The sequence below is a fragment of the uncultured Slackia sp. genome, from assembly GCF_944321625.1.
Taxonomy (GTDB): Bacteria; Actinomycetota; Coriobacteriia; order Coriobacteriales; family Eggerthellaceae; genus Slackia.
Map to the genome: position 1 here is coordinate 52,547 of NZ_CALUMA010000085.1, position 22,316 is coordinate 74,862.

At 58.9% G+C, this 22,316-nt stretch carries 17 protein-coding genes; 5 read left to right on the plus strand and 12 right to left on the minus strand.

All coding sequences use genetic code 11. The features are described 5' to 3' along the window. Nucleotides 1–72: 72 nt before the first annotated feature. Nucleotides 73–600 (minus strand): FMN-binding protein, encoded by a 528-nt coding sequence (locus Q0J60_RS07485; protein ID WP_294440137.1) that lies wholly within the window; start codon nt 598–600, stop codon nt 73–75. A 212-nt stretch (nt 601–812) separates the two neighbouring features. Here Q0J60_RS07485 and Q0J60_RS07490 point away from each other — a divergent pair, with 212 nt between their 5' ends. After that, nucleotides 813–1,385 carry a TetR/AcrR family transcriptional regulator gene (locus tag Q0J60_RS07490; RefSeq protein WP_294440139.1) on the plus strand — a complete coding sequence of 191 codons (573 nt, stop codon included), beginning with the start codon at nt 813–815 and terminating at the stop codon, nt 1,383–1,385. A gap of 133 nt (nt 1,386–1,518) precedes the next feature. Continuing rightward, nucleotides 1,519–2,514 (plus strand): DUF5692 family protein, encoded by a 996-nt coding sequence (locus Q0J60_RS07495; RefSeq protein WP_294440141.1) that lies wholly within the window; start codon nt 1,519–1,521, stop codon nt 2,512–2,514. Between the two features lie 410 nt (nt 2,515–2,924). Here the strand turns inward: Q0J60_RS07495 and Q0J60_RS07500 are convergent, their stop codons facing one another. The 11 genes from Q0J60_RS07500 to Q0J60_RS07550 all read right to left on the minus strand — a co-directional run bounded on the left by Q0J60_RS07500 (nt 2,925) and on the right by Q0J60_RS07550 (nt 19,101). Further along, a complete protein-coding gene (locus tag Q0J60_RS07500; RefSeq protein ID WP_294440143.1) occupies nt 2,925–4,763 on the minus strand; it encodes an ABC transporter ATP-binding protein in 1,839 nt (612 codons plus the stop codon). 423 nt (nt 4,764–5,186) lie between these two features. After that, nucleotides 5,187–6,599: a sodium-dependent transporter gene (locus Q0J60_RS07505; protein ID WP_294440145.1), complete on the minus strand. Its 1,413-nt coding sequence runs from the start codon at nt 6,597–6,599 to the stop codon at nt 5,187–5,189. A gap of 233 nt (nt 6,600–6,832) precedes the next feature. After that, the gene (gene whiA / locus Q0J60_RS07510; RefSeq protein WP_294440148.1) at nt 6,833–7,756 is read right to left on the minus strand and encodes a DNA-binding protein WhiA; all 924 of its coding nucleotides are present in this window, start codon (nt 7,754–7,756) and stop codon (nt 6,833–6,835) included. 59 nt (nt 7,757–7,815) lie between these two features. Continuing rightward, nucleotides 7,816–8,964 carry a gluconeogenesis factor YvcK family protein gene (yvcK, locus tag Q0J60_RS07515; protein ID WP_294440150.1) on the minus strand — a complete coding sequence of 383 codons (1,149 nt, stop codon included), beginning with the start codon at nt 8,962–8,964 and terminating at the stop codon, nt 7,816–7,818. Further along, nucleotides 8,964–9,917 carry an RNase adapter RapZ gene (gene rapZ, locus Q0J60_RS07520; RefSeq protein ID WP_294440190.1) on the minus strand — a complete coding sequence of 318 codons (954 nt, stop codon included), beginning with the start codon at nt 9,915–9,917 and terminating at the stop codon, nt 8,964–8,966. Before rapZ ends, yvcK begins: the two co-directional genes overlap by 1 nt. Before the next feature lie 84 nt (nt 9,918–10,001). Further along, nucleotides 10,002–11,969 (minus strand): excinuclease ABC subunit UvrC, encoded by a 1,968-nt coding sequence (uvrC, locus tag Q0J60_RS07525; protein ID WP_294440152.1) that lies wholly within the window; start codon nt 11,967–11,969, stop codon nt 10,002–10,004. Between the two features lie 81 nt (nt 11,970–12,050). Further along, on the minus strand, nt 12,051–13,268 hold the full coding sequence (locus Q0J60_RS07530; RefSeq protein WP_294440154.1) for an OFA family MFS transporter: 1,218 nt from the start codon (nt 13,266–13,268) through the stop codon (nt 12,051–12,053). 224 nt (nt 13,269–13,492) lie between these two features. Next, entirely contained in the window at nt 13,493–15,100 is a 1,608-nt protein-coding gene (locus Q0J60_RS07535; protein WP_294440156.1) for a DUF2130 domain-containing protein, read from the minus strand. 132 nt (nt 15,101–15,232) lie between these two features. Beyond that, entirely contained in the window at nt 15,233–16,057 is an 825-nt protein-coding gene (locus Q0J60_RS07540) for an HAD family hydrolase (RefSeq protein ID WP_294440159.1), read from the minus strand. A 181-nt stretch (nt 16,058–16,238) separates the two neighbouring features. Then, nucleotides 16,239–18,338: an ABC transporter permease gene (locus Q0J60_RS07545; RefSeq protein WP_294440164.1), complete on the minus strand. Its 2,100-nt coding sequence runs from the start codon at nt 18,336–18,338 to the stop codon at nt 16,239–16,241. Next, nucleotides 18,328–19,101 (minus strand): ABC transporter ATP-binding protein, encoded by a 774-nt coding sequence (locus Q0J60_RS07550; protein WP_294440167.1) that lies wholly within the window; start codon nt 19,099–19,101, stop codon nt 18,328–18,330. Before Q0J60_RS07550 ends, Q0J60_RS07545 begins: the two co-directional genes overlap by 11 nt. Before the next feature lie 302 nt (nt 19,102–19,403). Between Q0J60_RS07550 and Q0J60_RS07555 the strand changes: the two genes are divergently transcribed. The 3 genes from Q0J60_RS07555 to Q0J60_RS07565 form a co-directional block, all read left to right on the plus strand. Beyond that, a complete protein-coding gene (locus Q0J60_RS07555; protein WP_294440171.1) occupies nt 19,404–20,126 on the plus strand; it encodes a response regulator transcription factor in 723 nt (240 codons plus the stop codon). 2 nt (nt 20,127–20,128) lie between these two features. Continuing rightward, nucleotides 20,129–21,757 carry a HAMP domain-containing sensor histidine kinase gene (locus tag Q0J60_RS07560; protein WP_294440174.1) on the plus strand — a complete coding sequence of 543 codons (1,629 nt, stop codon included), beginning with the start codon at nt 20,129–20,131 and terminating at the stop codon, nt 21,755–21,757. A gap of 172 nt (nt 21,758–21,929) precedes the next feature. Further along, nucleotides 21,930–22,316: sugar nucleotide-binding protein (locus tag Q0J60_RS07565; protein ID WP_294440177.1), on the plus strand; the 387-nt coding region annotated here is incomplete at its 3' end.

A 22,316-nucleotide genomic window follows, 5' to 3' on the forward strand; every position in this document is an offset into this window, starting at 1 on the left:
AATCCTCCCCTGTACAGTGCGGACGCGAACGGATTGCATTCACATCCGCGAATCAGACTGATGAGTTTCGCGTCACTCCCCGTCCGGCAACGCGCCGGAGCCCATTTCACGAGGCTCTATTGGTGCGCCAGCCTGAATCAAGGCATCATCGACCGCCTGCTTTACGCCAGACGTGGTGAACGTCGCCCCGGAGATCGTATCGATATCGGAGCACTGCGCCGCGTCGATCATCGCCGCATAGGTGCCGTCCCTAATCGCTTCGAAGCCTCCTACGCTCTGGGTCTCTCCTTCCTGGGACACCCCGAGACAGGTGATGCGATCGTCCTGGATGAAGAGCTGCACGGTAATAAGGCCGTCCATGCCTAAGCCCGTGCCCGTATACACTCCGTCCGCAAGACCCGTGTACACCGGAGCGGCCTGCGAGCTTTCCACCTCGAACACCCAAGGATCGTCCGCACGAAGCGCCAACTGCTCGGCGCTGGCAGCGTCTTTACTCCCCGATCCTTCGAACGACGGCCCGCAGCCGCTGAGGCCTGCTGTCAGAAGAATCGCTCCGCACGCAGGAAGCACGCGCGCCATTTTCGATTCAAAAGAACTCATCCCCTCACCATCCTTCTTCATCGACTTTCATTACTTCTTCGAAGCTGTTTGTTTGCTTCTTCTGTGAACTGTTTAAACCATATCACAGATTTAGAATGAGACATATTCCCAGATAGATAAAACTTTCCGTGATTGACGATTCGTCAAAAGTGTACATTGACGCATAGTCGATTAATTCACATACTGTAAATACCTTGAAGTGAGGAGGGCATATGGGCCGAAAGGAAGACATAGTCTCGTGCGCTAGAGAGCTTTTCGAAGAAAAGGGGCTTTCGCGGACGTCTGTCCAAAGCATAGCCGACCGCATGGGCGTCGCGCGCAGCCTGTTCTACCACTACTTCCCCAGCAAGGAAGAGCTCACCGCTGCGGTGCTGGACACCTATGTGGAAGAGTTCATCGCGTCGCTGCGTTCCTGGAACGAACAGCGACGCGTCGGCGATATCGAGCATGCGCTCTCCACGGTCGTCGTGCTCGTTCGAAACGAACTCTTCGATTGCGAAAGCGCTCATAAGCCGTTTCGCCGCGCGCTTGCCACACGTGAGAATGCGGCGCTATACCTCGCGTTCGTCAACCGCGTCGCCGAACGCGTGACCCGCTACATCATGGACACGACGGTGGAGGATTACCGACGATTGCATTCCGTCGACATACAGCATCCGTACGAGACCATCTATACGCTGATCCTGGGGCTGGTTGGCTATCTGAGGCAGCACCCTGATGTTGATGACGAAGTAATCAAGGACATCATTGCCCAAACCCTTCACCTGGAGCGAGCACAACCGTAGCCGCGAAGAGTCTCTTGAATGTCAGCATGCCAGCAGGGCGCGCAGCCGGCATGCCGCAACCATATCTGAAGTATAGGTATTGCGCCGGTCTCGCATCGGCTCGATAACGTACGCATCAAGGAGGAGATGCACCATGTTGTTCGACGTCTATGGCGAAAACGCCGTCTACCAGTGGATAGGATGGATCGTCGTATTCATCGGATTAATCCTGTTCAACGAGATCGCCCGTCGGTCCAAAGTGGGTGGTATCACAATGTTTCTTGTGGTCCCCGGGCTTCTCACCGCCTACTTCATCGCCATTGCGATAGGTGCGTCCATGGGCGCCGAATGGGCGCTCAACAACCCCACGCACCTGTACATGAACAGCTGGTTCCATTATTGGAAGCTCTATGCCGCGACGGCGGGCTGCATCGGCTTCATGATTCTGAAATACCAGTGGGGGCCTCTTGGAAAGGCACACTGGTTCAAATGCTTCCCGTTTGTGATTGTGGCCTTCAACATCCTCATCGCCGTGGTGAGCGATTTCGAGAGCGCGATTCGCGCCTGGGGTACCACATGGGTGTCTTCCGAGGGAATCACGCTGTACGGCGGCTGGCATAACGTCTTCAACGGCGTCGCGGGCATCCTGAACATCTTCGTGATGACCGGCTGGTTCGGCATCTATATTTCCAAGAAGAAGCAGGACATGCTGTGGCCCGACATGACCTGGGTGTTCATCATCAGCTACGACATCTGGAACTTCTGCTACACCTACAACTGCCTGCCCAACCACTCCTGGTACTGCGGCCTGGCGCTGCTGCTCGCCCCCACCGTGGCGAACGCGCTTTGGAACAAGGGCGGTTGGATTCAGAACCGCGCCAACACGTTGGCCATGTGGTGCATGTTCGCCCAGTGCATGCCCATCTTCCTGGACTACAGCCAGTTCTCCGTGTCGTCCGTGAACAACCCCGACGTGAATCTTGCCGTGTCGCTGCTGGCCCTTGGCGCTAACGTGGCCGCCCTTGGATATGTGGCATACCGCGCCAAGAAGCTTGGTCGCAACCCCTACACCAACGAGATCTTCGTCGGTACGCGCGACTACGACAAGGCAATGGCTCGCCGCGAGGACGCAGAGCAGCTAGCGGCATAGAGCGCAAACGACAGAACGGGAAAACGAAGCCGGCGGCCCCTGAGGCGGCCGGCTTTTTCATGGGCAAGATAGCTTGTTGGCAGTTTTTCCGAGTATGTAATCCAGATTGATGCCCAAATCACTTCTTTCTGCCAGTTTCTCAAAGTATGTAATCCAAAATCCGGCATCAGAGAAGCAGTACTGAACCCTTCAACCGCCAGCTCATCTGTAAATCCAGCATAATCCCAGGTCAGAATTTTCAATAGGGCAGCACGAATACACTATCGCCATTCTGAGGCAGAAATTTCTTCCGAATTGGATTACATACTCGGGAAAACTGACGCAGGAAAGGTAATTCGGCGCGGCCACGGATTACATACTCGGAACAACTGCCAACAAAAGCGCACGCGGACGAAACAGCCAGCGAGCGCTTACTCCAAATATGCGCCCGTTTGGCGGCTCCAAAGGTGGGCATATTCACCGCCTTGCTCGATGAGGCGAGCATGCGGACCGTCCTCAACCACTTTGCCGCCGTCCAACACCACAATGCGGTCAAGGCTCGCCACCGTAGAGAGGCGATGCGCCACAACTATAGAAGTGCGACCACGCATCAGCTCCTCGAGCGCATCCTGCACCATCTTCTCGCTTTCAGAGTCGAGCGCACTCGTGGCCTCATCAAGCACCAGAACAGGACAATCGGCAAGCATCGCGCGGGCAATGGCGATGCGTTGACGCTGCCCTCCGGAAAGCTTCACGCCTCGCTCACCGGTTACGGTATTGAACCCCTGCGGCAGACGCTCAATGAACTCAAGAGCGTTGGCGCGCCGGGCCGCTTCGCGAATCTGATCCATGGTGGCATCAGGCCTGCCATATGCAATGTTCTCGGCGATCGAGCGATGGAACAGCAGCGCCTCCTGGGGCACGTAGGCAATCTGACGACGCAGGCTTTGCTGCGTGCACCGAGAAATATCCTGGCCATCCACCATTATGCTACCTTCCTGGATATCGGACAGGCGCAGCAAAAGCTTGGTGAGCGTAGTTTTACCTGCGCCGCTCATACCCACCAGACCAACACGCTGTCCTGCAGGAATGTATAGATCAAGCCCGTCGAATACACGCGTTTCCACGCCGCCGTCCTCGTAGGAAAACCCGATGCCCTCGAAATCGATGGCGCCTTCACGTACCTTCAGGTCGGGCGCGCCGGGAGCGTCGGCCACCAGGCGGGGCTCATCAAGGACCTGCGTCATGCCGCTCGCGTCGCCGAAAGCGCGGTTGAAGCGCTGCAGGCCCAAATTCACGAAGTTGAACTGCTGCGTCATGGTGTAGGTGTAGGTGAACATCACCACCAGCGTGCCCGGCGTGATGCCGAACCACGCATTGCCACCCGAAATGAACACGGCCACCACGCTCATGATGATCACGGCGATACCCGCAGTTAACACGCCGCGCAGAAGCGAAGATCGCATGCGCTTGGAGTCACGCGCCACCACCTCTCGATTGGCCCGATCGAACAGCTCACGCTCGTAGTCTTCGCGACCGTAGGTTTTCACGGTAAGAATATTGGTCACCGCGTCGGAGAGCTCGCCAGAGAGATTGTTTTGAGCTCGGGCGGCATTTTCATTAAGGTGGAGAATGCGCTTGTACATGATATAGGACACGCACGCGTATACCGCAAACAGCGCCATGAGAATGACCACATACACCGGCACGCGCGGCCCTAGCAGGATACACACGAATACGACCGAACCCAACACCGGCAAAAACGGATGCACCAGCGCTTCGACCAGCTGGTTGTACGCCGCCATGAATTTGGAGGTCTGCGAAACCAGCGTGCCGCCGAAGCGATTGGAGTGAAACGTCATGGACTGGTTAGATAGCGCGTCGAAGCTCATGGTTGCCAGATCGTAGCTCACCGCAATCTCGAGCTTCCACAGCGCATAGTCCTGCAGCTTGCTGCACGTTTGCCCGCACACATTCACCAGTACCAGAGCGGCAATGTAGGGTCCAAACACGGTAAACACCTGGTCGGCTGTCACAGGAGCAGCGCTTACGCGATCCACGATCAGGCCCATGACAAACGGGTTGCCATACGTTTGGAATCCGCCGAAGAACAGCGTGGAAAGCACCAGCAGTGCAAACAGCCCAAAATGCTTGCGCGTGACTATCCAGTAATAATGAAGCGTCCGCCGCGTCGTGGAAGGAACGCCCGAGCGCCGAGTCGATGCAGAAGCATCTGGGCGCGCACCAGAAGAATTCGAAGAAGCTGCCATAGATAACGCCTTTCAGTAGAATGGCGCCCATTATGGCACATAGAGTGAACTCAAACGCAAGAGGAACACAGGAATAGCCTCAAGCACACCCGTGGCAAGCAAAGCAACGCTCACCACGCAAAGCGCGAATCAAAAAGAGCCTGAGACACTTGGCGGTGTCTCAGGCTCAATTGTTGTTACGAACCGCGGAAGAGCGAAAGCGAATTCCGCCGCACGAAGTGCGAACCAAAAGCTCGAGACACTTGGCGGTGTCTCAGGCCATACTGTCGCTGCAAGCCGCGGAAGAGCGAAGCGAATTCCGCTTTGTGGGCGATGAAGCCCCGATTGGCCGGTTTCCCATGCGCCCTGGTGCGAGGGTGAGGAGATAGGGGTTCCTAAGGGGGAAGAGGAGGGGAAACCTCCCCTCCTCTTCCCCCTTAGACATTATCCAAACCACACAGCAAACTTAGGCGCATACCCCATGATGAAGATGATGATAATCAGCACAGGGATGCCGTACTTCACCCACAGGCGGCTCCATGCGGGGAACTTCATGCCCTCGCCCGCATCGGCCTCGGCCAGGAACTTATCCCAGCCCCAACCGTAACGGCACGTGCAGAACAGCACGAAAATCAACGAGCCCAAAGGCAGCATGTTGTTGGAAACCACGAAGTCCTCGAACGTCTGGATGTCGCCGATGCCAGGCACCGTGAATCCGGACCACAGGTTGAAGCCCAACGCACACGGCAGGCTCAGCACGATAACAAGCGCGCCGTTGATCAGCACGGCTTTCGTGCGGCTCATGCCCCACTTGTCCATGCAGAAGCTGATGAGGTTCTCGAAGACGGCAATCACGGTGGAAAGCGCCGCGAAGCTCATGAACACGAAGAACAGAGCGCCCCATAAGTTACCCAGCGGCATCTGGCCGAACACCACGGGCAGGGTCACAAATACGAGCGACGGGCCAGAGTCGGGCGTGACGTTATAGGCAAAGCAAGCCGGGAAGATGATGAGGCCCGCCAGGATGGCGACAAGCGTGTTCAGCACCGTGACGTTCACGGCCTCGCCGGTCAAGCTGCGCTCCTTGCCCACCTTGGAACCGAAGATCTCCATAGCGGCGATGCCGAGCGACAGGCTGAAGAACGCCTGACCCATGGCGGCGTACACCGCTTCGCCGAACGTGCCCCACCCGCCTTCGAACATGCGGCTGAAATCAGGAATCAGATAGAACGCGATGCCCTCGCCCGCACCGGGAAGCGTCATCGCGCGGATGCACAGCGCGATCATAGCGACGAACAGGATGGCCATCATCCATTTCGTGATGCGCTCCACGCCCTTCTGCAGACCCATAGCGCAGATGATGAAACCGATGAACACCGCCACAAGCATCCAGGCAATAAGTTCGCTGGGGTTGGCCAGCATCGCATTGAACGCCTCGCCCGTCACCGCGGCATCGGCGCCGTTGAACATGCCGGACGCCATCTTGGGAATGTAGGCGACCATCCAGCCGGCAACCGTGGTGTAGAACATCATGAGGATCATGCATCCGATGTAGCCCCACCAGCTGAACCAATGGAAACGGCGCTTGGGCTCCAAGATGTCGAACGCCTGCGCGCAGCTCTTCTGGCTGGCACGGCCCACAGCGAACTCCATGACCATGACGGGCAGGCCCAGGATGACCAGGAAGATCAGGTACAGCAGCACGAACGCACCGCCGCCGTACTCGCCCGTGATGTACGGGAAGCGCCAAACGTTGCCCAGGCCGATTGCGCAGCCTGCTGCTACGAGAATGAAGCCGATGCGCGACGCGAAATGCTCGCGTTTGGGCGCCTCGGCGGGCTGATTGGCTTCAGCCATGGTGACTCCTTGCTAGCTTCGTCGTTTGGCACGACGTCGCAATCTCTCGTAATTGACAGAAACGCACAAATTCTACCACCTACGACGGACAGATTGGAGAAATGGTCCGCCTGCGGCGCATCTCGAAACATTTCTGAAACAATTGCATATGCAAGTTTTTCAATCTGATACCCGAGGCGCGAACCCCATCATGTGCTTGCAAGGTCAATCCGAGCACAAGCAGCCGAACGCAATCAGAGGTCCTTGGCCAGCTGTTCGAGACGGCGAACGCGATGGTATACGGCGCTCTTGGACAGGGGCGGATTGGCACGCTCCCCCAACTCTTTCAGACTCGCATTGGGGTACTGCAGGCGCAGGCGCACAAATTCCTGCAGCCCGGGAGCCAGATCGGCCACCTTGCCGCTTTCCGCAAGCTTGCGGATGCTCACAATCTGCTCGACAGCGGCCTCGGAACTCTTCGCTTGATTCGCGACCTCGGCGTTGACCTTGCGATTCACGTTGTTGCGCACGCTTTTGCGCACCCGCTCGTTCTCCATGCGCAGAGCGCTTTGGTGCGCACCCACAAAAGCGAGAAAATCCGAGATGGCGGTGCCGCTTTTCAGATACACGATAAACGAGCTGCGGCGCTGGAGAATGCGCGCCGTGATATCGCGCTCGGCAAGAAGGGCGACGATTCCGTTGGCCATCTCCTCGCTGGCCACCGTGATCTCGAAATGGAAGTCGCCTCTCGGATCGGCGATGAAGCCGCTTCCCAGGAATGCACCGCGCAGATACGCCGCAGCGCAGCAAGTCTTCTCGACGAGCTTCTCGTCGATTCCCATCTCCAGGCCGCCGTCGGCCAGCACGCCCAAATCGCGCAGCGCAGCCTCAAGCTTCGGTTGAGACGGAACCGTAATCAGGAAGTTCGGAGTCTTGTGCAGCACGCTGCGGCGGACCGTAAGCTCGGTGCGAAGCGCATAAATCTGATGGAGCGAGCGAATGACCAGGCGCGCAACCGAACTGATCTCAGTGGCGATTTCCAATCGATAGCGACCGGGGCCAGAAAAGAACAACGTGCCCTCGATGCGCACGAGCGCAGCAAGGGTGGCCTTGTCGCAATGACTGCAACCGGGCATTACGCGCGTAAGTTCGTCTTTAACTTCCGAAGTAAACGACATGGTCTCTGATTTCTAGCTTTCTCACGAATAGGTATGCCAAACAGTCAATCGACCGCGAATCAACGAATACCGCGGGCGCGCGACAGCCTGATGACGGAACGGAACGCGTCGCGCAGGGCCTCGGGGTTGTGCCAGGTGGGACGCAGCGAATCGACGACGTTGCGCACCAGTACGACCGTACCGCGGTCCTGAATGGTACAGGCCGAGGCGTAATCGATACGCACGGGACGAATCACGGGGCCCGACGCCGTCTCGTCTTTATGCATGCGGAATCGCTCGACCGAATCTTTCAGCGAGGGCGCATCGACCCGCGAACCTGAAACGGAAGGCCTCAGCGCGTCGGGGCTGTGAACAAGCATGTAATCAATCAGCCCCGCCATGCCGTGACGTTCGAGGGACTCGTAATGCTCGAGTGCAGAAAGCCCCCAGGTCTCCCCCTGCATGTCGGCGAGAGAACACACGAAAAGCGTCACACCGCGCGATGCCCGAATGGCGTCGATAACGCCGGGCACAAGCAGATTGGGAATGATAGACGTAAACAGCGAACCGGGACCGAGCACAATCAGATCAGCCTCGCGAATCGCGTCCAACGCAGGCGCGTACGCCCGAATAGGCTCATCGGATTCCAGCCACACCCGACGCAGCGCGGTCTGCGATTTACATGCCGCAGCCTGGCCGCTAATGCGCATGCCGTCATATGTCTCGGCACAAAGCCGCACATGCTCGAGCGTCGAAGGAAACACATGCCCGCGCGCATCCAAAAGCCTGCCGCAAATAGCGATAGCCTCCGGAAGCGAGCCCGTGGCATCTTCCAGCGCCGAAAGCATGAGGTTGCCCAACGTATGATTGCGTGCGAACGAGAAGCGACACTTGAACGCACGGGTCAGCGGATCCTCATCGTCAGCGGCCATCGCAGCGAGGCATTTGCGGATATCGCCCGGCGGAAGCACGCCCGCCTCTTCGCGCAGGATTCCCGTCGACCCGCCGTCATCAGCCATGGCGACGACGGCCGATACGTCGGCCTCAAGCGTAAGAAGCGTGCGGATGGAAACCGGCGCGCCGGTGCCGCCACCAATCACCACGGCCTTGACGGGAGCCGCCGTATCATGCAGGGCCGTCTCCCCCACCTTCTCGCGCAACCGTGCGAACGCGGCCGTTGCCGCAGGGTCGTATTTGAAGGGGCGGCTCATATCGGTGGAGCCGTCCATTACGCCTCCTTCTTTTCAGGCGCAGGAACAGGCTCAAGCGCCGATTTCACCGACTCGGCCAACGCCAGGTCGCGATGGGACACGCTCACGCGATAGCCCTTCGTCTTCAGATGGTCGCCCGTGGCCTCGGCGATGGCGACGCTTCGATGCTGGCCGCCCGTGCACCCCACGGCAATCGCCAGCTGCTGCTTGCCTTCCTTGACATAGCCCGGCATGACCACATCCAAAAGGCCCTTCCACTTGTCCAGGAATTCAACCGTCTCGTCGCGGAACATCACGAAGTCGCGCACAGGAGCATCAAGTCCGGTCAGCGGGCGCAGCGCGGGATCGTAGTAGGGATTGGGCAGGAAACGCACGTCCATCACGATATCGGCGTCATCGGCGGCGCCGTGCTTGAAGCCGAACGAATACACCGTGACCGCCAAACCCTCGCGTTCGCTGTTCGACGAGAACAGCTCGCGGATGCGAGAGCGAAGCTGCATGGGCAGAAGTTCGGTCGTATTGATGACATCGTCGGCAGCGGAACGAAGCGAGAACAGCAGTGCGCGCTCGGCCTCGATGCCTTGGGCGATGGTCATACCCTCTTCGCACATGGGGTGGCGACGACGGCTCGCCTTGTAGCGCGCCACCAGCTTGTCGTCGTCGGCGTCCAGAAAGAGGACGCGGTACTTCACGCCCTGCTTTCGAAGCTCGTCGAGCTCGCCCTCGAGGTCGGCGAAGAACGCCTTGTTGCGCGCGTCGCACACCACCGCAAGACGACGCGTCTTATCGGTGTCCGAGGCGGTTGCTACCGCGAGAAGATTGGTTATAAGGCTTGCGGGAAGGTTGTCGATGCAGAAATACCCGAGGTCTTCGAACGCATGCATCGCCTCAGTGCGGCCGGCGCCGCTCATGCCGGTGATGATTACGAAGCTGTTGCGCTCATCGACGCAAGGGGTGTTCGTCTCGCTCATCATGAAACCTTTCTCTTTCTACAGCCCGGGTACAAGGGCAAAGCGTGCATGCGATCATATTGGTTGAATGACGCGGAATCGTTGCTAGTCGTCGGAATCCGGATCCGGATCGGCGGTCTTCGCATCAAGGGGTTTTGAGACCTGATCATTATACTGCGACAATACCGCGAACACCTCTTCGGCGACCTCGTCCGGTACGGCGCGCGCGGCCTTGATTTCGTCGAGCGTGGCCTCGCGCAGCTTGCGGAACCCGCCCATCGCCTTGAGCAGCGCCTTCTTTCGCACAGGGCCGAGACCCACCACATCATCCAGAATCGACTTGGTCATGCCCTTGCCGCGAAGCTCGCGATGGAACGTGATGGCAAAACGATGACTCTCGTCACGCACATGCTTGACCAGGTACAACGAAGCAGAACCGCTGGGAAGCACCACGGGGCCCGTCTCCTGCCACGGCACGAACAGCTCCTCGTCGCGCTTAGCGAGGCCTGCCATGGGGATGTCGGTGATGCCCATGGAGGCGAGCTGCTCCATCGCGGCCGACAGCTGCGGCTTGCCGCCGTCGAGGATCAAGAGGTCGGGCTTCTTTCCGAACCGTTCATCGGCCATGCGTTCGGGCGCATAGCGGCGTCCTAGCACCTCCTGCATGCTCAAGAAATCGTTCGCCTCGTCGAGGGGCGTCTTGATCTTGAAGCGGCGGTACTGGTTCTTATCGGGGCGGCCTCCCGTGAACACCACCATGGAAGCAACGGTGTACGACCCGTGAATGGTGGAGATGTCGAAGCATTCGATGCGCATAGGCGGGGCGTCGAGCGCGAGCGCGCTTTCCAGCTGCAGAAGCGCGTCGTTGATGCGCTTGTCCTCGTAGTTGGTGCGCACCTTGTAGCGGTTGAGCGTATGCCCCGCATTCTTGCGCGCCATGGCCAAAAGCTCCGCCTTCTCACCGCGCTGAGGCACCGTGAAGCGCACCTTGGCGCCGTGCGGGCTTGCCAGCTTACGCGCGAGCCACTCCTCCATGGCCGGCGCGTCCTCGAGCTCGGTCTCCACGATGACCTCGTGCGGAATCGATTCGGTAGCATCATAGTAACGCAGCAGGAAGTTATGCAGCAGGTCCTCGTCGGGCACATCGCGGCCGCGGTCCAGCACGAACTCGTTGCCATTGATGATGCGCCCCTCGCGGATCATGAACACGTGCACGCCGGCGATGGTTTCCTCGCGCTCGATACCAATGACGTCGGCATCGAGGTTGCGAGACGATACGGCGTGCTGGCGGTCGGAAAGCGCATTGATGGTGTCGATGCGTTGCTTCACGCGTCCCGCCCGCTCGAAGTCAAGGTCGGCGGCGGCGGTGCGCATCTCCTCCTCCAGCTCTTCAATGAACTCACGACGGTTGCCGGCAAGAAAACGCTCGATGCGCTGCACGTTCTTGCCGTATTCTTCGGGCGTTATCCAGCCGCAGCAGGCACCGGGCCCCAAGCCCACATGAGCGTCGAAGCACGGACGGGTACCCTCCTCAGACAAAAAGGCATCGAGCGACCCGCCATCGAGCTTGCGTTTAAGACGGCGCCATTCGGCACACCGCGCAGCGCACAGCGGCACCACTTTGCGCGCGATGTCCACGAGCTCGCGAGCGGCGCGGCTATCGGTGTACGGCCCGAAATAGCGGGTTCCTTCCACATGCTTCTCACGCGTGTATTTGATGGCCGGAAACACATCGCCCTTGGTAAGCGCAATGAACGGATAGCTCTTATCGTCTTTGAAGTCGGCGTTGAAGAACGGCGAATACTGGCGGATGAGGTTCTTCTCAAGAACCAGCGACTCGTGTTCGTTCTCCACGACGATGTATTCGAACGAGTCAATCTGCTCGAGCATCATGGGAATCTTGGCGCGCTCATCCTGGCCCATGACGCACTGCTTCATACGAGCGCGCAGTTGCTTAGCCTTGCCCACGTAGATGACCTGGCCGGACGCGTCTTTCCACAGGTAGACGCCCGGCAGCGTGGGAACGCTTGCCAGCTCCTGTTTGATTTCCTGTATGCGCTTCTGGTTGCTCATGGGTCGCAGTATAGGGCAACACACGACCTAGACAGCGCGGCAGACTAAGCCGCCATCGAACAACCACGCACCCGCGCGTGTCTATGCCTTTCGCATCCTTTTGAACAACACGACGGCGACAGCAAGAAACGCCAGACCAAAGGCCGCGAGGATGCCGGCGATGGTGAACGCCAGGTCATACGACCCCGTTGCAGTAACCACGGTCGCGGCAAGCGAAGGACCAACGAAGGACGCGACGGTGTAACCTGAGAACAGCACCGCGTAGTTGAAACCGAAGTTCTTCAAACCGAATACATCGCCGCAGATGGAAGGCATGACCGTCATCACGCCGCCGAAGCACACGCCTACCAGGAACAGCACGACGCTGAACGACACGAACGTGTGCGCAGAGGAGAAGAATACCAGCATCACAACGCAGGTGACAGCCAGCGATGCGCCGAGCATGACGAAGCGGCCGAGCTTGTCAGAAAGGGCACCCAGCCCCAGCCTTCCAGTGAAGCTTGCCACCGCAAGCAGACCTACGGTTACGGCGGCATCGCTCGACGAAAGGCCGGCAAGCTGCTGTCCGATGGTCGCCGCATGACCCGTCATCATAAGGCCCGACGTCGCCGCCATCACGAATGCGGCCCACAGCATGTAGAAGAGCGGGGTCTTGAGCATCTCTTTCGCATTGTAGTCATGCGCAGAGGCCTGGGCGGATTCCTCTCCTTCGACCCAGCCTTGGGGAGCCCATCCCTCGGGTGGCGCGACGGCGAAACGGGTGGCGACGACGAACGCGATTGCAAACCCGATGCCGCAGATTCTGAAGCAGGCCGAGGTATCGAACGCCTCGATGAGCGCGTTGCCGAGCGGCGCGAACAGCAAGGGCGCAAGGCCGGCGCATCCGATGCAGATTCCGTTGGCGAGGCCTTTCTTGTCGGGATACCACTTGGTCGCAACCGACATGGACACGTTGTACACCAAACCGTCGCAGAACCCGCCCAGCACGCCGAAGCAAATGTAGAGCATGGGAAGCGACGTTGCGAAGGACGTGAGAATCCATGCGAGGGCAAACCCCATGCCACCGGCCGTCAGGAGCACGCGCGATGAGATGGTGCGCTGAAGCCATCCGCCCGCGAGCGTCGACATGCCCAACGTGAACGTATAGATGGAGTATGCGAGGGAAACCTCCTGCGCCGACCAGCCATGTTCGGCCATGAGCGGCGCATTGAACACGCTCCACATGTAGAAAGCGCCGATAATGAAGCAGCACAGCGCGGCTGAAACCAGCGGTAGTACCCTAGTGCGAGGTTGCGCCATAGTATCCCCTCCGACCCGATTGTCAGAAGGAGCCTGCCCCATTGGACGTTTCCCCAGCAGTGCGCCCCTCCTGATGTAGATTTCTACAGTCAAGGAGGAACTATACAAACGAGCCCGGCTGCACTCAAGTGCCAGCCGGGCTCACACCCTCGCACGATTTTAAGTATTTTGGAAAAGCCCCAGATGGCACATAGCAAATCTATTCGTCAGAAACGGCATGGAAACTAGAATGCCTGGGACCCCTCTTCGTCTTCCTCGATGATGCGGGCACGCGCCTCGTCTGCTGGGTCAGGCAGGCCAGCTGCCGCACGCTCCTCGGCGAGTTGCGCGAATTTCTCCTTCATGGTGGGGTTGTTGCGCGTCAGTCGCTTGATGGTCAGGTTCTGTGCCTTGTCGTTTGCCAAGCGAAGGTTGCGTTCGCTGCCCAGCAGGTTCTCTTTGATTTTCTGGAGATGATCGATGGACTTGTCAATCTCGTCAATCGCGGCTTGGAACTTCCTGCTGGCAAGATCGTAGTTGCGCCCGAACTTCGCCTTGAAATCCTCCATCTGCTCTTCGAAGTGTGTGATGTCGATGTTCTGGTTGCGCATCTGGGCAAGCTCCGCCTTGTATGTCATAGCCGAAAGCGCGGCGTTGCGCAGGATGGAAATGATCGGAATGAAGAACTGTGGACGAATCACGTACATCTTCTCGTAACGGTAGGACATATCCACGATGCCCTCGTTGTAGAGCTCGTTGTCGGGCTCCAGCAGCGTGACAAGCACCGCGTATTCGCAGCCCTTCTTGCGACGGTCGGAATCAAGCTTCTTGAGGAAATCCTCGTTTTTATGCTTGTGGGTGGAATCTTCCGATTCGTTCTTCATCTCGAACATAATGGACAGGACTTCGTTGCCGTCATCGTCGGCCTCGCGAAACACGAAATCGCCCTTGGTGCCGTCGACTACATCGTTATCCTTCTCGAAATACGCCTTCGGGAACGCGGTGGCGCGAATCTTGTTGAACTCGATCTCGCAGTGCTGCTCGAGCGTCTCGCCCACCATCTTGGTGGACAGGCGCGCCTTCATGTCCTTATAGCGAGCGATTTCCTCGTCTTTATATGAAAGCAGTTGATCTTTTTGCTTGAGCTCTTCGGCCATCTTCGCCTGAAGCGCCGCGATGTTGCGTTCGCTTTCGGCCTGCGCAAGCTTCATCTTGGTGGCGATGTCATCACGCTCGCGCTCCGCTTTCATGCGCGCCTCGGTCACCGCCAGCTCTTTCTGCGCATCGAACGCGCTCTGCTGACCGGCAAGTTGCTGACGCTGCTCAGCGATGGTGCGCTCAAGCTCTGCCTCGCGGAAAGCGGCCTTTCGAGACAGCTCAGCTTCACGCGCTGCCGCGCTCTGAGCCAGGTCGGCCTCTCGAAGCGCCGCCTGCTGACGCAGCGTTTCCTCTTGGCTGGCAAGCTGTTGCTTCAGAGCTGCGACCTGAGCATCAAGCTGTGCCGTCGCATTCGCGAGCGCTTTCTCATGCTCGGCAGCCTCGGCACGCGTTGCGGCCTCATGCTGAGCTTTCGTCGCTTCCATCTGCGACTTCATCTCCCGTCGAGCCGCATCCAGGCTTGCTGTCAGCTCCGCGATCTTCGCATCACGTTCAGCCGCGCCCCTTGCCGCCTGACTCTGCGCCTGCTGCACAGCAAGCTCCACCGCTTGACGCTTGCCTTCTTCCATAAGGGCCTCGCGCTGCGCGATTTCCCTCTCAAACTCCGCCGTCCGAACCTGCTGCAGAATATCGTTGAATTCGCTCTCGTCGACCTGAAACACCTTGCCGCAATGCGGGCACTTGATCTCGCTCATACACGCCTCCGAACGTAACCGGCCATTGAATTGCACCATTATGCACCAAGTGCGATACGGAAGGTGTCCCAAGAGCGGGACGGAAGTGAAAAAACGAGCTCGCCCTGTGACATGGGCGCGGCCGAACGCGCCTTAAGCGAGCGCCTCAAGCAGCTCCGCAAGCTCGCGCTGCACCGCATGCTCCGTATTCGCACCGATAACCTTCTTGGATATCTGTTTGACCGCATAACGACCGTTTTCCATCGCGCGGCTGTGCCCCGCCATGCGCAGAATCTCGTAGTCGTTCATTGAATCGCCGAACGCCATAAGCTGCGCAGGCTTGACGTCGTGCACGGCCATCACTTGTTCGATTCCCGTCGCTTTGCTCACGCCCTGCTGCATAACGTCGATCCACACGTTGCCCGAAGGGGCGAACACGAAATCGGATTCGAGTTCGCGCGTGAGCACATAGGCCATATCCATCACCGACTCGCTGCAGAACACCGACGCCTTCACAATGCTCACGCCGGGAGCGGGCAGGTCGTCCACCCGAATGGGATTGGGCAGGTCCTTATCGAACTCTTTGATAAAACGATCGGGCTCTCCCAGAAGATAGCTATTGGTGCGGTCGTACACCACCATCTCCAGGCAGTCGAACGAGCGCACCACCGAGAGCAGTCGCTTCAGCGCCGCATACGAGAACACCTCGCGATCGACAAGCGTGCCGCCGACCACCACCTGTGCGCCGTTCGACGCGACGAAATCCATCAGGTGAGCAACCGGCGCAAAAAACTCCTGAAGCGTGTCAAAGCGCCTTCCCGACGCCGCAGCAACATGAATGCCTTTATCATACAGGCGCTTCACCAGGTCAAATGTTTCGGAAGGAAGATGAGAGCTTTCATCGAGCAGCGTGCCGTCCATGTCGCACGCCACCAGCTTGACGTCGTTCGGATTGAAATCATAAACGTTTTCATTCATGCAGGACCCCTCTTTCGGTCTTGCGCCCGAACCCTTCGGGCACCTTACTTCATCTTGACACGGGCCCAGCATACCTGCCGCAATCAGAAGAACGTCCGCCGCGCACTCCTTTTGACGTGGAATTGACGCGGCGGACACAGCCTGACTATATCTAACTGTCTACATCTTTCGAACTACATCTCTAGGCACGTTTGAATTTCACCATGTTGCGCGCCGTAACGTACGTGACCAGGAAGTACGCTCCGTATACGACGAGGAACGCCACCATCGTCACCACGCTCATAGACCCGATGTCCAGATACCCGAACACCTGTACCACATCGATCACCACCTGCATTGCGCACAGCGTATGAGCGATGCCCACCAACAGGGGGAACAGGAAGTAGATGCCGATGAGCTTGAACAGCGCGCCATCGATCATGCGCTGAGGCGCGCCCAGCTTGGCGATGAGTTCGTAACGGCGCACGCTGTCGGCGGCGTCGGTAAGCTGCTGAATCGCAAGAATTGCAGCACAAGCGATAACCAGCACGAACCCGATGTAGATAGCAAGGTAGCTCACCACGGCGGTGAAGCCGGAACTTTGCGCCTCGACTTCGCTTACGGTCTGAATGAGGCTCACGGGATACGTATCGGGATTCGAACTCTCCTGCACGGCATGAAGGAACGATTGGAATGCCTCCTCCTGTCCGTCGTTGCACTGAACGTCGAGCAGCGAAGTCCAGGGCATAACCGATTCGTCGATGCATTCATCGGGCACCACCAACACGCAGATACGCTGGGTCACGCCGGTCGTCTCCAGCGTCACGTCCTGCACGTCACGCAGAGCAGTAAGGTCGTGGCCGTTGATGTTGAGCGACGGCGCGGCAGCAGCGATTGCCTCGGCATAATCGGACGTGAGTGCTGCATCGTTCCAGATAGCGAACTCGCTTTCGCCTAGGTCGATGGGCTCGAGGTTGGCAAGCTCTCGCACCGTGTTGAACTGGGAAACGGAAACGCAGTCGAGCTGCTGTTCATCCATGCCGTCGGAAAGCATTCCCGATCCGACGAAATCATAGATCGATTTGCCCGTGGCATCATTCAAATCACCAAGGGAAACTCCCGAAAGGCGGAAGTCAACCTGAGCCGCACCCTTGACCATGTCGTCCCACGAGGGCGCATCGACCGCGGCGGTGCTCGCCGCCAAGCCCTCGACCATGTTGTAGCCATGCGACTCTGCGAACGCCCCGAACTCGCCCAATTCCATCGGCTCGAGCTCGCCTGTATCGTAGTTCCACATGGCGTACGTGGATACCACGCTCGCATCGTACTTGGTGCCGTTGGCCGCGGAGGCATTCATGGCGTTCACGATGCCGATGCCTCCGCACACGCTGGTCATCGCCAAGAAGAGAGTGAGCGCGATCACGCTCATGGACACGAAGGCCGAATTGGCGCGCGCCGAAAGCTGGCGCAGGAAGAACATGTTCAGCCCACGCAGGTAGAGCGGCTTGATCATCTGGGTCACGCGCAGCAAAAAGCCCGAGACCGAGTAGAAGAACAGCACCGTACCCACGCACACCAACACCGTGGCGGCCATGAATTCGGGCGAAGGCTCCAGAAGGCCGTTATCCATGAGCAACTTGTACGACACGCCGATAAGCACGCACGCCACGATGAACAGCACGAACGACAGCGGTAAGCTGCGCAGCTTGAAGCTCTCGTTGCGGCGATCGGCATTCAGCAGGTCGATCAGCTTCGACTTGAACAGATGACCCGTGTTGAACACGACAGTGACCAGGAAAATGGCTGCGAACGCAACAACGGTCAGCACGATAGCGTCAACCGACACGGAAAAGGCCACGCCCTCCACCTCGGAATCGAACATGGAGGCAGCCACATTGCACAGGACCTGAGAGAGCGCCAGGCCAATTGCCAGACCGACCGCAAGCGAGGCGATTCCTATGAAAAGCGTCTCGAGCGCGCTCACTTTGAGCAGATCGCCCTTTTGCATGCCCAGTGTCAGATACAGCGCGAATTCCTTGTTGCGCCGCCGAATCAGGAACCGGTTTGCATACACCACTAAAAATGCGAGGATGACGACGATAAACACCGAAACCGCATTGATGACGAACGCTAAGAGCTCCATCATCTTGCGGCCGTCCTCGCCGATGCGCGCGACCGCCTGCGAATCGGCGATTGAGTTGAACGCGTAGAACACCGCGATGCCCAGCACCAGCGTGAAGAAGTACACGGCGAAGTCGCGCGCAGATTTGCGCACGTTTGCCGCAGCGAGCTTAGCCAGCATTGCGCACCTCCCCACCCAGACGCGTGGTGGCGGCGACGATGCGCGCGAAGAACTGGTCACGCGTATCATTCTGTCTGCGCAGCTGGCCCCACAGACGACCATCCTTGATGAAGATGATGCGGTGGCACCAGCTAGCGGTAAACGCGTCGTGCGTCACCATCACGATCGTAGAACCCAGGCGGTTGAGCAGCTCGAACGTCTCGAGCAGCTGGCCGGACGATTTGGAGTCAAGCGCGCCGGTGGGCTCGTCGGCCAGCACCAAGCTGGGTCGCGTGATCACCGCACGCGCCGCTGCAGCGCGCTGTTTCTGCCCGCCCGAAATCTGATAGGGATACTTGTCCAGAACCTCCGCGATGCCAAGACGCTGAGCCATATCATCCACGCGCGCAGGAATCTCGCGGGTCGGCACCTTCTGGATGGTAAGCGCAAGCGCGATGTTCTCGCGCACGGTCAGCGTATCAAGGAGATTGGAATCCTGGAACACAAACCCCAACTGGTCGCGGCGGAACTGGGCAAGTTCCTTGGACTTGAGCAGCGTGATGTCGCGTCCCGCGATGCGAATGGCGCCATCGGTCAGCGTATCGATGGTCGAGATGCAATTGAGCAGTGTTGACTTACCCGACCCTGATGGCCCCATGACGCCCACGAACTCGCCTTCGTCCACATAGAAGCTCACGCCGTCAAGCGCGACTGTCGCATTGCCCCCTCGCGTTCCCCCGTAGCGCTTCGTTACGTTCTCAACCTCAAGCACATGTCCCGGCATATTGGCCTCCTCACCGTCCAAGCCCCTCACCCGGAGCGTTCTCAGTCCATTACGGGCAAGTGAACGCTCGCCCGACATGACTTAAGTATCGAAGGCGGACCTTGCGGCCTCCTTGCACCTACCTAACGTTTGCCTGACATCTCGTTTGCGGCCTGGTGACGAACGTTCCCACGTGGTTTAATAAAGCTAACGAACCCGTCTCCTCGGGTGGACGGGGACGAAATCGGAATCACCCCGCCCACCCGGAACTAGAGTCAAGTTTGCCGCCGCTGAGCACGGTGGGACACAAGAAAGGCACAGCGATGTCGGACGCTAAGCTCAAAGCGAAGAAGATTCTGGTGGTTGATGACGAGCCGGAACTGCGCCGCATGGTCGAAACCGTGCTGCGTGTCGAAGGCTTCACCAACGTGACCGCCGCCGGCAACGTGCAGGAAGCGCTCGCCGCCTATCGCCGCGTCAACCCCGATCTCGCCCTTTTAGACGTCATGCTTCCCGATGGCGACGGATTCACGCTGTGCTCCTACCTGCGCGCATTCGACGAGGCGCACCCCTTGCCCGTCATCTTCCTCACGGCCAAAGACGAGACCGACGACCGCCTTGCCGGCCTACGCAGCGGGGCTGATGACTACGTGACCAAGCCGTTCAGTCCCCAGGAGCTGGTGCTGCGCATCATGGCGGTGCTGCGCCGATGCTACCCCGCCGAACCCGATGCCCTGGAGCTCGACGCCTGCACGCTCGACCTCGCCAACGCCGACGTGCTGCGCCGCGACACCGGCGAACACATCCAACTTACCGTGAAGGAGCACGACCTGCTTGAAGCGCTCGCGCGCAATGCGAACCGCATCGTCACCACCGATGCGCTCTGCGAGGCCGTATGGGGCGAGACGTTCGGCTATGCGCAGTCGCTCATGACGCACGTGCGACGCGTGCGCGAGAAAATCGAATCCGACCCCTCGCATCCGAAATCGCTGATCACCGCCAAAGGCATCGGGTACAGGCTCGTGGTTCCTCGGGAGATTCGGTAGCCATGTTCGCATTGAAGAGAAATCGTAAGGCAGATGAAGCGCGTGCGAGCCAATCGCTCACCGCTGCGCAGCGCCGGACCGACCGCGCGCGCAAACGCGCCGCAGCTCCCTTCTTCTTCGGCAAGCAGATTCTGCTGTTCATGGCGCTGGCGCTGTTCATCGTCATCTTCGACCTGTTTATTTATATCGGAGTAGCGATTTTCGAGGAAGATTCGTATTTCAACGACGCCACACCGAATACGACGACGCGCGAAACCGCCGAAAGCCTCACGAAAAACGATGACGGCACGTACACGTTGGACGACGCCATAGCTTCCAAACTCGACGAGGCAGATGTGTGGGCCATTCTCATCTCAAACGACGGTGAGGTGGTATGGCAGCACAACGCACCCGCAAGTGCTTTGCGTGATTACACGTTGAGCGACACGGCCGTGTTTTCACGCCTCGGCTACTTCGACGACAGTCCCTGCTTCGTTTGGCAGCGAGACGACGGGCTGGTCGTGTGCGCCTATCCGCACAACTCATACCTTCCCTTCCCCATCAGCTACCTCCCCTATGAAACGTACAGCCATATTCCTTTCTATATTCTGGCAACGTTCCTTATTGATTCGTTCATCGTGTTCCTGGCATACCTGATATCAAGGCGCCGCGTTCTGAAAAGCGTCGCCCCTATCGTGGAATCGCTCGACAAGCTGGCGCACGGAAAGCCCGTCCACGTCGAGGCGCGAGGCGACATGCGCGAGGTGGGCGAAAGCATCAATGCAGCAAGCGCCGTGATGAGGCGCAAGGATGAAGCTCGCAGAAGGTGGGTGTCGGGCGTCAGTCACGACATTCGCACACCGCTCGCCATATCCATGGGACATGCCGAGAGCATCGCCCATGCCGATGACGTGCCTGAAGAGGCACGTCAATCCGCTCAAACCATCCTGCGGCAAAGCGCACGCATCCGCGACCTCGTGTCCGACCTGAACATCGCATCGAAACTCGAGTACGACATGCAGCCGCTTGACGTGCAGCCCTGCACCCTCTCGAAGATGGTGAGGTCGGTAGCCGTCGACTACATCAACGACGGGCTGGACGACCGCTTCGATATCGAGGTCGATGTCGCGCCCGATGTCGAAGGCGCGAAAGCTTCGGTGGATGAGCGTCTGTTGACAAGAGCGCTGAGGAACTTGATCGACAATTCCACGAGGCACAACGAAAGCGGATGCTGCATATCGCTTACGCTTTCGAAAGATGAGAACTCCGTGCGCATCCGCGTTTCCGACGATGGAGCGGGGCTTTCCCGCGAGGCAATCGCGCGCCTCAACCTGGAGGCCGAGGCGATGTCGCACGCACCCGCGGACCTCGACTCGATTGCAAACGGACCTACGCCTCCCCCGCATTTCGATGAGTATGGGCCTGCCGCCAGTCGCGCATCCGATATCGCACCAGCATATGGCGATAGCAACACCCCTGACCATTTCGCGGAAGCCCCGACGCTCTCGCGCGCGGAGCTTGCAAGCCTCAATGAGCACGGGTTGGGGCTCTCGCTGGTGGCGCGCATCGCTGCGGCACACGGCGGCGCCGTCGAATTCTCGGGCGCGCCGAACGAAGGGTTCACCGCGACAATGACGTTTCCTTTGGCGTAATGGCCTGGCTGTTTGCACCGTTTACCAAAGGGTAACGTAATCCGACGACGCGACGTTACCCATTTCCCGTATAATACCCCAATTATTTTTTGTCGTTTGCCGCACTAGTGTGCTAAATCGCCCTCCAAGGCAGCACGCATCTTGCGGCTTCCAGCGCGAAAGAGGTACATATATGAGAATGGGACCGCAGGAGGTCGTTTGGATCGCCGGCGCCGCGGGCCGCATGGGCCGCGCCATTGAGCACCGACTCGACCACGAGAAGTACCGCATCCTTACCACCGACGCCGAAGTGGACGCGACCGACCTGGATACCGTGGTGCACTTCGCCGCCGCCAACCGCCCCGACTACGTGATCAACTGCGCCGGTCTGGCACGCCACGACGCCGCGCAGGAGCGTCCCGATGACGCCTATCGCATCAACGCGCTGGGCGCCCGCAACCTCGCCATCGCAAGCGAGAGCGTCGGAGCGAAGATCATCCACCTTTCCACCGACGACCTGTTCCCGGCGAACATGCCGCATGCGGTCAACGAGTTCGACCCGGCGCTTCCCCGCCACGTC

Bases quoted from the DNA above. Each gene is read 5' to 3' on its own strand.
- Q0J60_RS07540 (WP_294440159.1), bottom strand. From the start codon at position 16,057: ATGAATGAAAACGTTTATGATTTCAATCCGAACGACGTCAAGCTGGTG.
- Q0J60_RS07550 (WP_294440167.1), bottom strand. From the start codon at position 19,101: ATGCCGGGACATGTGCTTGAGGTTGAGAACGTAACGAAGCGCTACGGG.
- Q0J60_RS07530 (WP_294440154.1), bottom strand. From the start codon at position 13,268: ATGGCGCAACCTCGCACTAGGGTACTACCGCTGGTTTCAGCCGCGCTG.
- yvcK (WP_294440150.1), bottom strand. From the start codon at position 8,964: ATGGACGGCTCCACCGATATGAGCCGCCCCTTCAAATACGACCCTGCG.
- whiA (WP_294440148.1), bottom strand. From the start codon at position 7,756: ATGTCGTTTACTTCGGAAGTTAAAGACGAACTTACGCGCGTAATGCCC.
- Q0J60_RS07500 (WP_294440143.1), bottom strand. From the start codon at position 4,763: ATGGCAGCTTCTTCGAATTCTTCTGGTGCGCGCCCAGATGCTTCTGCA.
- uvrC (WP_294440152.1), bottom strand. From the start codon at position 11,969: ATGAGCAACCAGAAGCGCATACAGGAAATCAAACAGGAGCTGGCAAGC.
- Q0J60_RS07490 (WP_294440139.1), top strand. From the start codon at position 813: ATGGGCCGAAAGGAAGACATAGTCTCGTGCGCTAGAGAGCTTTTCGAA.
- Q0J60_RS07505 (WP_294440145.1), bottom strand. From the start codon at position 6,599: ATGGCTGAAGCCAATCAGCCCGCCGAGGCGCCCAAACGCGAGCATTTC.
- Q0J60_RS07535 (WP_294440156.1), bottom strand. From the start codon at position 15,100: ATGAGCGAGATCAAGTGCCCGCATTGCGGCAAGGTGTTTCAGGTCGAC.
- Q0J60_RS07485 (WP_294440137.1), bottom strand. From the start codon at position 600: ATGAGTTCTTTTGAATCGAAAATGGCGCGCGTGCTTCCTGCGTGCGGA.
- Q0J60_RS07545 (WP_294440164.1), bottom strand. From the start codon at position 18,338: ATGCTGGCTAAGCTCGCTGCGGCAAACGTGCGCAAATCTGCGCGCGAC.
- rapZ (WP_294440190.1), bottom strand. From the start codon at position 9,917: ATGAGCGAGACGAACACCCCTTGCGTCGATGAGCGCAACAGCTTCGTA.
- Q0J60_RS07555 (WP_294440171.1), top strand. From the start codon at position 19,404: ATGTCGGACGCTAAGCTCAAAGCGAAGAAGATTCTGGTGGTTGATGAC.
- Q0J60_RS07495 (WP_294440141.1), top strand. From the start codon at position 1,519: ATGTTGTTCGACGTCTATGGCGAAAACGCCGTCTACCAGTGGATAGGA.
- Q0J60_RS07560 (WP_294440174.1), top strand. From the start codon at position 20,129: ATGTTCGCATTGAAGAGAAATCGTAAGGCAGATGAAGCGCGTGCGAGC.